The sequence below is a fragment of the Pseudoalteromonas lipolytica genome (genome assembly GCF_003515105.1).
Classification (GTDB): Bacteria; Pseudomonadota; Gammaproteobacteria; order Enterobacterales; family Alteromonadaceae; genus Pseudoalteromonas; species Pseudoalteromonas lipolytica.
Window position 1 is genome coordinate 1,967,698 of sequence record NZ_CP032090.1, and the last position, 12,868, is coordinate 1,980,565.

10 protein-coding genes and 2 tRNA genes are annotated in these 12,868 nt (G+C 40.1%); 10 read left to right on the forward strand and 2 right to left on the reverse strand.

Features of this window, described 5'->3' with window-relative positions; translation table 11 throughout:
* The first annotated feature begins 157 nt into the window (after positions 1 to 157).
* Positions 158 to 520, forward strand: a complete 363-nt coding sequence (locus D0907_RS08985) for a DUF3718 domain-containing protein (protein WP_036968081.1) — start codon at positions 158 to 160, stop codon at positions 518 to 520.
* A gap of 47 nt (positions 521 to 567) precedes the next feature.
* On the opposite strand, the gene D0907_RS08990 is transcribed toward D0907_RS08985, so the two are convergent.
* On the reverse strand, positions 568 to 1,263 hold the full coding sequence (locus D0907_RS08990; protein ID WP_036968078.1) for a hypothetical protein: 696 nt from the start codon (positions 1,261 to 1,263) through the stop codon (positions 568 to 570).
* Positions 1,264 to 1,374: 111 nt separating this feature from the next.
* On the opposite strand from D0907_RS08990, the gene D0907_RS08995 reads away from it, so the two are divergent.
* Both D0907_RS08995 and D0907_RS09000 read left to right on the forward strand, forming a co-directional pair.
* Complete coding sequence (locus D0907_RS08995) at positions 1,375 to 2,235, forward strand: fructosamine kinase family protein (protein ID WP_118844343.1); 861 nt, start codon at positions 1,375 to 1,377, stop codon at positions 2,233 to 2,235.
* A gap of 212 nt (positions 2,236 to 2,447) precedes the next feature.
* Positions 2,448 to 2,651, forward strand: a complete 204-nt coding sequence (locus D0907_RS09000; protein WP_036968072.1) for a CPXCG motif-containing cysteine-rich protein — start codon at positions 2,448 to 2,450, stop codon at positions 2,649 to 2,651.
* Here the strand turns inward: D0907_RS09000 and D0907_RS09005 are convergent.
* Positions 2,648 to 3,277, reverse strand: a complete 630-nt coding sequence (locus D0907_RS09005) for a riboflavin synthase subunit alpha (RefSeq protein WP_118844344.1) — start codon at positions 3,275 to 3,277, stop codon at positions 2,648 to 2,650. The genes D0907_RS09000 and D0907_RS09005 overlap by 4 nt on opposite strands.
* A 97-nt stretch (positions 3,278 to 3,374) precedes the next feature.
* On the opposite strand from D0907_RS09005, the gene D0907_RS09010 reads away from it, so the two are divergent.
* From D0907_RS09010 to D0907_RS09040, 7 genes are all read left to right on the forward strand, one after another.
* On the forward strand, positions 3,375 to 4,730 hold the full coding sequence (locus D0907_RS09010; protein ID WP_036968066.1) for an MATE family efflux transporter: 1,356 nt from the start codon (positions 3,375 to 3,377) through the stop codon (positions 4,728 to 4,730).
* A gap of 28 nt (positions 4,731 to 4,758) precedes the next feature.
* Positions 4,759 to 5,727 carry a DUF3080 family protein gene (locus tag D0907_RS09015; protein WP_162898038.1) on the forward strand — a complete coding sequence of 323 codons (969 nt, stop codon included), beginning with the start codon at positions 4,759 to 4,761 and terminating at the stop codon, positions 5,725 to 5,727.
* A 113-nt stretch (positions 5,728 to 5,840) separates the two neighbouring features.
* Positions 5,841 to 5,917, forward strand: a tRNA-Val gene (locus D0907_RS09020).
* 26 nt (positions 5,918 to 5,943) lie between these two features.
* A tRNA-Val gene (locus D0907_RS09025) sits at positions 5,944 to 6,020 on the forward strand.
* Positions 6,021 to 6,598: 578 nt separating this feature from the next.
* Entirely contained in the window at positions 6,599 to 9,571 is a 2,973-nt protein-coding gene (locus D0907_RS09030; protein ID WP_036968060.1) for a TonB-dependent receptor, read from the forward strand.
* 201 nt (positions 9,572 to 9,772) lie between these two features.
* The gene (locus D0907_RS09035; RefSeq protein WP_118844346.1) at positions 9,773 to 11,299 is read left to right on the forward strand and encodes a tryptophan halogenase family protein; all 1,527 of its coding nucleotides are present in this window, start codon (positions 9,773 to 9,775) and stop codon (positions 11,297 to 11,299) included.
* 9 nt (positions 11,300 to 11,308) lie between these two features.
* The gene (locus D0907_RS09040; protein ID WP_075593517.1) at positions 11,309 to 12,796 is read left to right on the forward strand and encodes a tryptophan halogenase family protein; all 1,488 of its coding nucleotides are present in this window, start codon (positions 11,309 to 11,311) and stop codon (positions 12,794 to 12,796) included.
* Positions 12,797 to 12,868: the final 72 nt, after the last annotated feature.

Sequence of the window (12,868 nt, forward strand, 5' to 3'; positions counted from 1 at the left end):
ATCTACATACTTGCTTACATCTTGTCCGTTTTCATTAACAGCAATCAATCAAATTTAGGGTAATACTTTAATGGTGCCTAGCAAATAGGAATTGTGAAGTATCCCACGCGAGGTTGCACGACTTTCATGTCACATGGACAAACAACTGGAGAGAAAGATGAATACATTAACATTAGCATTTGGTACAGCACTTATTGTCGGTTCTTCAATGGCAGCAACAGATGCAAACGCCGCACAGTTTGTAGCTGCAGATAATTCTGCTGGGACACAAGCATGTATGGCTATTGTGTCAAATAAACCCATAAACCTTGCTCAAACAATGCGTGATTTACGCTTAAACAAACGCGTCATCTCAGACAAGTTACAGTGCAATGATATGTCTACGGCACAGTTTGCCAGCACCTATGGCTTTAATAAATCAGCAAGCTACTTAAATTTAGAGCAACAAACAAAAACAAGTATTCAAGATATCGCTAAAGTCAGTGATAACACCGTCTACGTCATTTCGGGTTCTAAATAATGACAGATTTGATGTAGCAGACCTTGTATAGGTCTGCTACACACTTTTTATAAAAGCGCAGCAATTAAGCCAAATACACCACCAAACACGCCACCCCAAATAACCAGCCAGCCTAAATGTTCTTTAATCATTGTTTGAATGATATCTTTTACCATGACGGGAGTTAGTTCGTTTAAACGCTCATCCACTAACCTTTCTACCGTGTTATGTAACGAGCCACCAATGTGCGAGTTTGCAAACAGCTTTTCATCGAGTATTGTTTTAAATTCGTCACTGTGAGAAATATCAATGACGGCCTGTTTCATTTTATTTATGAACGGCTCACGCATTGGCTCTAAGGCATCACGTCCACCAAACATTCCTAACATACTGCCAAATTGCGATTGCTCAATAACTTCGATTAATGAGTCATAGGCTGGGCTTAGGTTTACTTCAGCAATAACAGGCTCTAATTCTATTTGAGGTTTCGCAAGAGCCATCACTTGATCTATTTTCTCTGCCGCGAAAAATTCCGTCATGACTAACTGCCTGATGGATGCTTTAAACGACTCAAACTTTAGCGTAATGACACCTGAGCCATACAAGAAAGGTACTTTTTCAAACAGCATATGTATCGCTAACCAGTTTGTTACAGCGCCAGACAAAGCAAATAATCCCACAGATAATACAATCGCCTGATCAAACAAAAATCCAACTAACACGAAGGCCAAAGCCACTAAATTAGTAACAAGACTTTTATTCATTTAAATCCTCACGCACACAGCAAAATATTTAATAATATTAACGCTATGAGATTGTTAATTCACCGACTTTTTGCCATAGTTTAACTACATGGTTAAAAGGTGAGCGATATTATGTGGAATTCAGTGAATGAACAGATAAGCCAAGCTATGCACTTTGATTTTAAGCATACCTTTAAACGCCAACTGCAATCGCCCAACAGCGATAAATACTTTGAACTGCGCGATGAAAATCACCGATTTTTTGTCAAGGTGGCTCACTTAAGTGATTTAGAAAGATTAGAGTGCGAATCCTTTAATTTAAAGCTTTTAACGCAAGAAAGCTTATTTATGATCCCCGACTGCATTGCCACAGGGTGCAATATTGAATTTTCATTCATCATTTTAGAGTGGTTAGAACTGGACAAACTTCCTCACTCAAATTGGCATACGATGGGCGAACATTTAGCCACACTTCATCAAAAGCATACGCAAGCCATGTTTGGTTTTGATCATGACAACTTTTTAGGCCCCACAGTCCAGCCAAACCGATGGCACAAAAAATGGGATGTTTTTTTTGCAGAAGAACGGATTGGTTGGCAACTTCAACTCTTGCAAGAAAAAGGCATTGAACTCGTTGATCAAGATATGTTTATCGCTTTTATTAAAGACACCTTGCACGGCCATAATGTCGAACCTTCATTACTGCATGGCGACTTTTGGCGACGAAATATGGGCTTTATACAAGCGGTTCCTAGTCTGTATGACCCTGCTTGCTATTATGGTGACCGGGAATGCGATATCGCTATGAGCGAACTTTTCGCACCGCTTCCTGATGCTTTTTATACTGCATACAATCAACAATACCCCCTGCAAAATGGCTATGAACAGCGTAAATTGATCTATCAGCTATACCCTATTTTAAATCACGCTAATATTTTTGCCGGACACTATCTGACTGAAGCTAAACAACAAATTGATTTGCTGCTTAAATAAACTTTAAATTGCTGTAAAACGAATGTCATAAACGCAAGAACAGGACTATAGTGTAAATAGAACACGTTTATATACAGGTGCTAGCCGCTTGTTTAGCGGTTAGTGTGTAAGTTATATCAATCTTATTAAATTTGCGTTCATCACCATTAGATTACGATTTTATAAGATTGCAATTTAACGAATTCAGGCATGCCTGATTAAGGTAAAAGCTGATGAAAGATAACTTTTCTCAACGTATATCCTGCCCTCATTGTGGACATCATATATTCGTGGCATTAGATGCCAGCGAAGGCGACCAAGATTATTACGAAGAATGTAGCGCATGCTGTAACCCTATTCATTTAAACATGCACATTGACTACGCACACAACAAATTAGAATTACATGTTGACAGTGACGACGAGCAAATTTTTTAATTTGCTTGTCGTGCCAAATAGTTTTCAACCGTGTTTATAATTGTGTAAGTTTGTTGGTCAACCTCAATATTGAGTAGATTGCCTTCGCGTTGTTTATCTAAATTAGTAATCGCGAGAGTTTCAGGTATGAGGTGTAACCAAAAACCACGCTCATCAACCTCACCCACAGTTAAACTTGCACCATTTACGCTGACAAACCCTTTGTACAATAAATATTTTTGCCACTTTGGATCGATTGTAAGATGCATTTTGCAGTTATTTTGTTCATGTATAATAGACGTTATGTTTGCCATACAGTGAATATGGCCCGATACAATATGCCCCCCAAGCTCAGTGCCTACCGTTACGGAGCGCTCAAAGTTGGCCCACTGTCCGTTTTGCAATTGACCAAGGTTAGTCAACTTTAATGTCTCATCAATCACATCAAAATAAATAAGTGTAAAATCACTGTCCTGAAGTGCTTTAAATTCGACAACAGTCAAACAACAGCCATTAATTGCAATGCTGGCACCCATAGTCAGTTTTTGCGCATACTCATTAGCGACTTTTAAGGTTAACCTTAGTACCCCACCCTCGTGCTTTGTGTGTTCGACAATGGCTTGAGTTTGTATAATTCCAGTAAACATCTTGGCGTCTTCTTTTATTCGCAAAATACATATCTGCGATTTTTATTGATCTTTGAATAGATTACAATGACAACCTGTTTTTTTAGTTGTGTATTTTATGTCTTTTTGTAGTTGGGAAGCCAAACGGTTAATTTCTTTAGCCATCCCTGTATTTTTGGCGCAAGTGACCCTGATATTAATGACGGTTGTTGATACCGTAATGGCAGGACAAGTGAGTGCAACGGATCTGGCTGCTTTATCAATTGCAACAGGTATTTGGAACCCCTTAATGTTAGCGCTTCAAGGTATCCTGCTTGCACTGACGGGAATTATTGCGCAGTTTTCGGGCTCAAATGACAAACACGGCATAAGCCATTATTTTCAACAAGGCCTATATTTAGCGCTGGTGCTTAGTGTCATTGGCTTAGGGCTTGCTACTTTAGCAGACAGTATTCTCTCTCATTTAAATACAACAGCGGCGATTACAACGCTCGCTGAACAGTATATACATTTTGTAAAATGGGGCATTTTTGGCTTTTTACTCTTTAGTGTTTATCGCAATATCACTGAGGGTATGGGCATGACCAAACCTGCTTTTTACATAAGCTTAATCGGCTTAGCCGTTAATATTCCTGCTAACTACGTGTTTATACACGGTCATTTAGGTTTTAATGCGTATGGCGGTGCAGGCTGTGGTATTGCAACGGCGTTAGTTTTTACGGCGATGGCTATCACACAAATGATATACTGCCATTTTGATAAAAAAATTAATGCAAAGGCGTTATTAGCGAATTTCTCGTTACCACAGCCTGCCACTATGTGGACAATCACTAAAGTCGGCATTCCTATTTCACTGGCCACATTTTTCGAAGTGACACTGTTTGCCTGTATTCCACTGTTTATTGCACATTTAGGTGCTGTTGCTGTCGCAGGCCATCAAATAGCGGCAAGTGTAACCACTTTACTTTTCATGATGCCGTTGAGTTTATCTATAGCTATTAGTATTCGTATTGGTAATTTGTTTGGACAACAGCATTTCAAACAATTAAGAAGTGCGGTGAGTACAAGCTATATTTTAGCCGCTATTATTGCCTTTTTATTGGCGAGTGTGACTTTCTTTGCGCGAGATATTATTAGCCAACTGTACTCAGATAATCCTGAGGTTTTAGCGCTTGCCTCATCAATCATGGTACTTGCCTGTATTTACCAATTACCTGATGCATTACAAGTTTCTGCCAATGGAATTTTACGTGGTTTAAAGTATACCGCCCCAATTGGTTATATTACCTTCGTGTCGTATTGGTTGATCGGTTTTGCACTTGGGTTCGTACTTGCTCGTACAGATTTAATTGTGCCAGCGATGGGGCCTCATGGGTTTTGGATAGGTATTATCGTTGGCCTCAGTGCTGCGGCCATCATGTTGATGTACACAGTTCATAGGCGATTTAACTATGCACCTTTTCAGCAAAACTAAGTCTTTATTTAAGCTCACAGTGTGTGCTGTGAGCCTTGTACTATTTGGTTGCTCACCCTCAGCCAGTGATATAAACAAAACATATGCCGAAAGGCTCAATAATGTTCTTGCATTTAAAGAATTTGAACTCACTAAACCCGCGCGCATTGAGCCCGTTCATTTTGATATCGTTTCAGGCAGCGCTCACACCATTGGCATGTTAGAACTTGCGCAGTTACGTCAATGTGAACTCGCAACGTTAATTGCAGAGCATAATAATCAATTAGGTAAAACAGCCACTGCTGCGGGTGTGCTTAGCTATCAAATTGATTTTATTCAAGCCGCTGAAAAGTGCTTAGATACCCTATCGCCTGACAATCCGCTGTATACAAAAATTGCCCAAGCTTCTGAGCAAAAACAACAAACGCTCCCGCAGTATTTTGAAGCAATGATAACGAACGAAAGAGAATTTAAAGTTATTTGGCAACTTACGTCATCTAACTTAGATGAACACACGGCAGGCTTCACAGAAACCGAGCACGCTATGAGCATGTTCGCGATGTTAAACGAACAAATTAAAACCGGTGACATTAGTGAAATTGATACAGCGTCGCTTATAAACGCGTTAGAAGTATTAAATAAGTTTAAATACAACACCTTATTAGTGTCTGCCGTAAGAACACAAATTCATTATAATGAGCAACTCACAACGTTATTGCAGCAATATGAAATAGACGCACTCTGCCCTGCTAACAAAAATAAACAGAAAGCACAAAAGCTCAGTAATATTTTTAAAAAGTTTTATTTAGAGCAGTTACAACCTTATCAATCATTCTTAACAGGTAAACTCGAGTCACTGCTACCTTTGTACGAAAAAATATGGCAAGACCCAACGTTAGGTCATTATGTTGATAGCAGCCATGAAGGCAACATTCTTACAGAGCTTAAATTTTCAGCAAAACAACACGTTACTTGGTGGCAAAACTTTTATAAGCAGTGTGAAATTAGTCCATTATGAATAAAAAAACAGCACTTAACACAAAAATAGCTAAAGCAGCTTGATTCAAGAAACCAGTCGCTATATATTAGCCACCGTTGTTTAGCCAATTAAACAACCGCTTAAATCAAAATACAACCGTAGCTCAGTTGGTTAGAGCACTACCTTGACATGGTAGGGGTCGGTGGTTCGAATCCACTCGGTTGTACCACGATTTATTTGATATTTCTTTATTGTACGACCGTAGCTCAGTTGGTTAGAGCACTACCTTGACATGGTAGGGGTCGGTGGTTCGAATCCACTCGGTCGTACCAATTCTCTCCAAAATTTTTACATAAAAATAATTAGCCCAGTTACTTAAAGCACACCCATTCTTAATGACCCGGTCCAGTGGTCTGTGGTGCGTATCCACTCGGTCGTACCAATTAATTCTCTCCAAAATTTTTACATAAAAATAATTAGCCCAATTGCTTAAAGCACACCCACTCTTAATTATATCTTCCCTAGCACTGTTGGTTATATCACGCTCACTGCTCCTAGCCCACGCCAGATACTGCAAGCTTTAAGCGAGTCGTAGAATAATTAAAAATCGCAATGACTCTGTTAGTTACCGCACTTATTTATCATTTAATTACTACATGAAGTAAACGGTAATAATGAAAACGAATTAATAAATAACGGTAAATGGCTTGTGTTATTTTTTAATCAATTTTTTAAATCAACTGTTGACGTAAACGAAAATTAGCACTACCCTTTTCTGGAAGCGCTTTCAGAAGCGTTTTCTTTTTCGTTATTTATGGTAGCGCTTCCATATTTATGAAAAGGCATATTTAGACAACAATAGCATGCACTTGCTGCGTGAATAACAATGATAAAGAACGAGGGAAACCTAATGTCAAGCCATAACTTTAAAAGAACAAAGTTAGCAACTAGCTTATCTTTGCTCTTAGGTGCAAGTACCTGTTTACCGGCCTTCGCAGAACAAACTGAACACAACAGCGACATTGAAGTTATTCAAGTTACTGGTTTTAAAGGTAGTATAAAAGAATCAACGCAACTAAAACGCTACTCTTCCGGTGTTGTGGATGCAATATCGTCTGAAGATATTGGTAAATTCCCAGACACGAATCTAGCTGAATCATTACAACGCATTACGGGTGTATCAATTGATAGAAGTAATGGTGAAGGCTCGAAGGTTACTGTGCGTGGTTTTGGTCCTGATTATAATATGGTTACCCTCAATGGCCGTACTATGCCAGCAGCTTCCTTACCAGCGGGAGGAGGAACACCTAACTCAAGAGCTTATGACTTTGCAAACTTAGCCTCTGAAAGTGTTAAATCAGTCGAAGTTTATAAAACAGGTAAAGCAAGCATTGCTTCAGGTGGAATTGGTGCAGCAATCAACATTAATACAACTCGCCCATTAGATAACCCTGGTTTAATTGCAAACGTGGGTGTAAAAGCAATGCACGATACAACAAATCGTGTTGCTGATGATATCACTCCAGAGATATCAGGTATTTTTAGTTGGACTGATGCCGATGCCAAATTTGGCGTATCACTCACCGCGAGTATGCAAAAACGTGATAGCTCTGCAACGGGTGCATTTGTCAACGAATGGCGCACAACAGCATACGATGGAACAATTCCACAAGCAGCTGATGACATTATTGTTGAGAACGCCCCTGCTATGGGCCAGTATTATTCAATGCCATCTGATCTTCGCTATACAATTGCGGACCGCGAAAGAACACGTACGAACGCTCAATTAACTTTACAATATAGTCCCGTCGAATCATTAACAGCAACACTTGATTATACCTATTCGCAACAAGACTTATATGAAGCACGCGCAGAGCAGTCAATATGGATGGATAACTATAAAACCCACCTAATATTTGACGATAATGCCGTAAAAACGCCTATTTATTACCAAGAAGAGCGTCGTGATTTATCAACTCGAGATATAGGTTTGGCTCTACAAGAGTTAAATCAAGTAAATAAAAATGACTCTATCGGCCTAAACCTTGAGTACTTTTTTAATGATCAACTCAGCTTTGTTTTTGACGCACATAGCTCAAAAGCAACAAGTGAACCCGATGCCCCCTACGGCAGCTGGGTAAATGCGGGATTAGGTGCCAATATAGTTGCAGGCCAGCAAGTTGACTTTAGCCGAGATCTTCCTTCGATGGTTATCAATTTTGATGATTGCTCGCGCACTAACCTAAACTGCAGTGGTGCTTTGGAACAAAGCGATGTAGGTACTTCTATTCTTGATAGTAACTTTGCTCGTCAAGAATCAACAGTCGATGAATTCCGATTACTCGGTAAATATGAAATAGAAACCGGCGTGATTGACTTCGGCATTGAGTCTCGTTCAATGGAAAGTCATTCATTACAATCTCTTACTCGAAATACAATGGGTAACTGGGGTATCGAAAACCCAGGGGAACTTCCTGATGGTTATTTAAACCCGACTAATTTTTTAAATGAATTTGATGACTACGATACCTCAGGATCATTTGATCAAGGGTTTACTGGCAGTGCATCTGAAATTGGTTATTGGGCTGCACAGCAGTACGGTTTTAACTTTGCTGCTGACGGTGCATTCGCAACCAACCGAACAATAAAAGAAGAAATTAAAGCAGCCTTTGTACAATATAAACATCAAGGTGAAATAGGTGATATGCCATTCAACCTATTAGTGGGTGCGCGTTACGAAACCACAGATGTCACATCAACTGCTAATATTGATTTACCTAATGCTGTTGCATGGGAAGGCAATAATGACTTCAATGTGCGTTATGGTACAGATAAACAAGATTACTCTCTCAGTTCTGACTACAACCATTTTTTACCGAGTATCGATTTCGATATAAACGTGGTTGATGATGTAAAAGTGAGAGCATCATACAGCACCACGATCGCCCGCCCTACTTATGATAATTTAAGTTCTGCAGCGACTGTCGGCGTACCTACAGGTCCAAAACTTATTCCGGGAACAACGAATGCACCAGCATCAACAGGTAACCCGGGGTTAGTCCCGCTTGAGTCTGACAATTTTGATGTGTCTGTTGAATGGTATTACAGTGATGTCAGTTATGTATCTGTTGGTTATTACAATAAAAAAGTCGACAACTTTATTGGTTTAACACCCATGACACAAAACTACTATGACTTACGTGATGTCTCAGCTGGCCCTCGTGCACAAGCGGCCATTGCTGAATTACAAGCCAGAGGACTTGCAATAACAGATTCAAACCTATTCCAAATGGTGGCTGCAATGGAAAATGGGGTTGAATTTGACTCAATGAGCTACGAAGAATTCGAAGCCGCATATGATATATTGCCTAATGGTGACGATCCGTTAATGGAATTTACAGCTCAAGTGCCAACCAACAATAAAGACGCCAAAATAGACGGGTATGAATTAGCGATTCAGCACTTCTTCGGTGACTCTGGGTTTGGTGTTCAAGCCAACTACACCATTGTAAATGGCGATATTGATTTTAACGTTGCAGCAGATCCCACAACAACACAATTTGCATTAGTCGGTTTAAGTGATACAGCAAATATCATAGCCATGTATGAAAATGATAAATTCCAAGCGCGTATTGCCTATAACTGGCGAGATAAGTTCTTAAACAGTGCTGCACGATATGTTAACGAACCAGCATTCACAGAAGAATATTATCAAGTCGATTTTAATGTGGCATATAACTACAGTGAAAAAATGTCTTTCTTTATAGAAGGGATTAACATCACAGAACAAAATAGCCGCCAGCATGGTCGCTACAAAGCACAGTTATGGAATTTAGAACAAAATGGCGCGCGTTATAATGTCGGTATGCGCTATAACTTCTAGATACTATCTCTTATCGTGATGCATTTTTAGCCAGTCTCTTGATGCACAAACACCGTACGTGTTTCAGTGTGGACCGTTGGTTAATTATTGCTCATGGTAATGAGACTTAGCTTTGTTGTCAGAGGCATATTTAGCTGAACCCTTTTTATGCCCGCAAGCCGTTCCTTGTTTGGAGCGGCTTTTATTATTTAAAGTAATGCTATGAATACACACATAAATAACATAGTCATCGTGGGTGGTGGCGCCGCAGGTTGGTTAACAGCGGGATTACTGGCAAGCGAACACCCTGATAAAAACATAACGTTAATCGAGTCAGTTAATATTGGGATCTCTGGGGTTGGAGAAGGCACATGGCCGTCGATGCGAAACACACTGCAACGCATCGGTATTAAAGAAACTGACTTTTTACGTCATTGCGACGCCTCATTTAAACAAGGTTCTAAATTTATTAACTGGCAAACAGAATTAGAAGGCGATAATTACTATCACCCTTTTATGGTGCCTCAAGGCTATACCGAATGTGATATTCATGCGGCATGGCAATACCTATCCCCAGAGCATAAATACGCTGACACTGTAAACATGCAAAGCTTTGTTTGTCAGGCCGCTCTCGCCCCAAAGCAAGCCCAAACACCTGATTATGCAGCTGTTACAAATTATGGATACCACCTTGATGCACATAAGTTTGCTCACTTTTTAGCGCATCATTGTGTTAACAAGCTTAATGTAAAACACATTGTTGATGATGTACTGAATGCAAATAATGATAGTCATGGCTATATTCAAAGCGTAAATACGCTCAGTAACGCAGCTATTTCTGGGGATTTATTTATTGATTGCTCAGGTAGTGCAGGCTTATTAATTGCAAAGCACTACCAAATAGAGTACTTAAATCAGAATCACATTTTATTCAATAATTGCGCCGTCACGACCCACCTTCCCTATCAGGATCCACACGATAATATCGCGTCAGCAACGTTATCCACTGCGCAACAAGCAGGCTGGATATGGGATATTGGATTACCTACTCGACGGGGCATAGGATACACATTCAGTGATAAATATTGTGACGAAGCAACGGCAATAAAGACCTTAAAACACTATGCAGAGCAATCTATTGGCTCCAAACTAGCGGAGCAACTTGATACTCGAACGCTGCGCTTTACACCAGGATACAGAAAAGAGTTTTGGCATAAAAACTGTGTCGCTGTTGGTATGTCACAAGGCTTTATTGAGCCCTTGGAAGCGTCAGCTTTAGCGATGGTGGAGCTAAGTATTAGTATGCTAAGCGAGCAAATGCCGTCAAACCGCCAACATATGACTTTATTAAGCGCACGTTTTAATGAGCGCTTTAACTACCGCTGGCAAAAAGTCATCGAGTTCTTAAAACTCCATTATGTGCTTAGCAAACGCAATGATAGCCCATACTGGCTCGATAACCGCCAAACGAATACAATTCCAACCGCGTTACAGAAATTACTCGAATTATGGTGTTATCAACCGCCAAGTCGGTTTGACTTAATTGAAAATGAAGAAGTATTCCCTTCGGCTAGTTATCAATATGTGCTTTATGGCATGGGTTTTCACACCCGTTTACCCGCTCATATGAGCATAAAACAGCAAGAATTTGCGCAGCAACTGTGTAAGCTAAATCGAGAGCGGATTGGGCACTACTTAAAAAATTTACCTAGCAACCGCTTATTACTCCAACAACTATTAGCTAAGTAAGGGTTAAGAATGACAAATCACTTTACCAAACATGTCGTTATTGCTGGGGGCGGTACCGCCGGTTGGATGGCCGCAGCTGCGTTAGCTAAATTATTAGGCAATGAAATAACCATCACTTTAATTGAATCTGATGAAATTGGGACTGTCGGTGTCGGCGAGGCAACAATCCCCCCTATTCGCACCTTTCATAAGTTACTGGGTATAGATGAACAGCGCTTCATGACCCAAACACAGGCGACTTTTAAACTCGGGATCAGTTTTGAAAATTGGCACAAACCAAACAGTGACTATATTCACTCGTTTGGCATGACAGGCAAAGAGTGCTGGGCTGGCGAATTCCATCACTTTTGGTTACATGCTAAAAATCAAGGTGTTAAAGATGATTTTGGCGACTATTGTTACGAATTGCAGGCTGCAAAACACGGAAAATTTGGCTTCAACAAGCAAAACCCAATCAACTATGCCTTTCATTTGGATGCCAATCGCTATGCTTTATTTTTACGAGATTTTGCTGAACAACACAGCGTAAAACGCATAGAAGGAAAGATAGAGCACATCAACAAATCTGCAACGAATGGCTTCATTGAAAGTGTCACTTTAAAAAATGGCACCACCGTTTCGGGGGATTTTTTTATTGATTGCACTGGCTTTAAAGGCTTACTTATAGAGCAAGCCTTGCATACAGGCTTTGAAGACTGGTCACACTTATTACCGTGTGATAGCGCTGTCGCTGTACAAACAACAGGCTCAGATGAAATTCTCCCTTATACACGCTCAATCGCACACCAATCGGGCTGGCAGTGGCAAATACCATTACAAAACCGTACAGGTAATGGCTTAGTGTATTGCAGTCGCTATTTGACTGACGCGGATGCCACACACCTATTACTCAACAATATTAGTGGCGAGATTTTAACAGAACCAAAAGTCATAAAATTTAAAACGGGGCGTCGTCTAAAAGGCTGGAATAAAAACTGCCTCGCTCTGGGTCTCGCAAGTGGCTTTTTAGAGCCTCTCGAGTCAACCAGTATTCACCTTATTATGACCGGTATAATCCGCTTTATACGATTATTCCCGTTCACCCATATCAGCCAACATGCAATTGATGAATACAACAAACAATTAAAATCTGAACTCGAGAGCATTCGTGATTTTATCGTGCTGCACTACAGTGTAACCGACCGAGACGATAGTGAATTTTGGCGTCATTGCAAAACAATGGAGATCACTCAAACACTCAGCCATAAAATTGCATTATTTAAACAAACAGGGCGCGTTTTTTTAGATGACGGTGACATATTTCGCGTTGATTCATGGGTGCAGGTAATGCTTGGTCAAGGAATAAAGCCACAGCAATATCATCATGTAGCCAGCTTAATGAGTGAACAAGAATTAATGCAGTTTTTACACGGTATTAAACAGCAAATAGCACATCGCCTTGCGCAATTGCCTAACCATAAAGAGTTTGTAAGTAAGTATTGCTCACAGAACAATTAGTGTATTGACTGATTGCCATGCACTTTTTAGGCTCATATCGCATAGAGTCTGTATGCTGTGTCAGTACTCATA

Excerpts from the sequence above, each read along its gene's own strand:
- D0907_RS08985 (WP_036968081.1), top strand. The coding sequence starts at position 158 with ATGAATACATTAACATTAGCATTTGGTACAGCACTTATTGTCGGTTCT.
- D0907_RS08990 (WP_036968078.1), bottom strand. The coding sequence starts at position 1,263 with ATGAATAAAAGTCTTGTTACTAATTTAGTGGCTTTGGCCTTCGTGTTA.
- D0907_RS08995 (WP_118844343.1), top strand. The coding sequence starts at position 1,375 with ATGTGGAATTCAGTGAATGAACAGATAAGCCAAGCTATGCACTTTGAT.
- D0907_RS09000 (WP_036968072.1), top strand. The coding sequence starts at position 2,448 with ATGAAAGATAACTTTTCTCAACGTATATCCTGCCCTCATTGTGGACAT.
- D0907_RS09005 (WP_118844344.1), bottom strand. The coding sequence starts at position 3,277 with ATGTTTACTGGAATTATACAAACTCAAGCCATTGTCGAACACACAAAG.
- D0907_RS09010 (WP_036968066.1), top strand. The coding sequence starts at position 3,375 with ATGTCTTTTTGTAGTTGGGAAGCCAAACGGTTAATTTCTTTAGCCATC.
- D0907_RS09030 (WP_036968060.1), top strand. The coding sequence starts at position 6,599 with ATGTCAAGCCATAACTTTAAAAGAACAAAGTTAGCAACTAGCTTATCT.
- D0907_RS09035 (WP_118844346.1), top strand. The coding sequence starts at position 9,773 with ATGAATACACACATAAATAACATAGTCATCGTGGGTGGTGGCGCCGCA.
- D0907_RS09040 (WP_075593517.1), top strand. The coding sequence starts at position 11,309 with ATGACAAATCACTTTACCAAACATGTCGTTATTGCTGGGGGCGGTACC.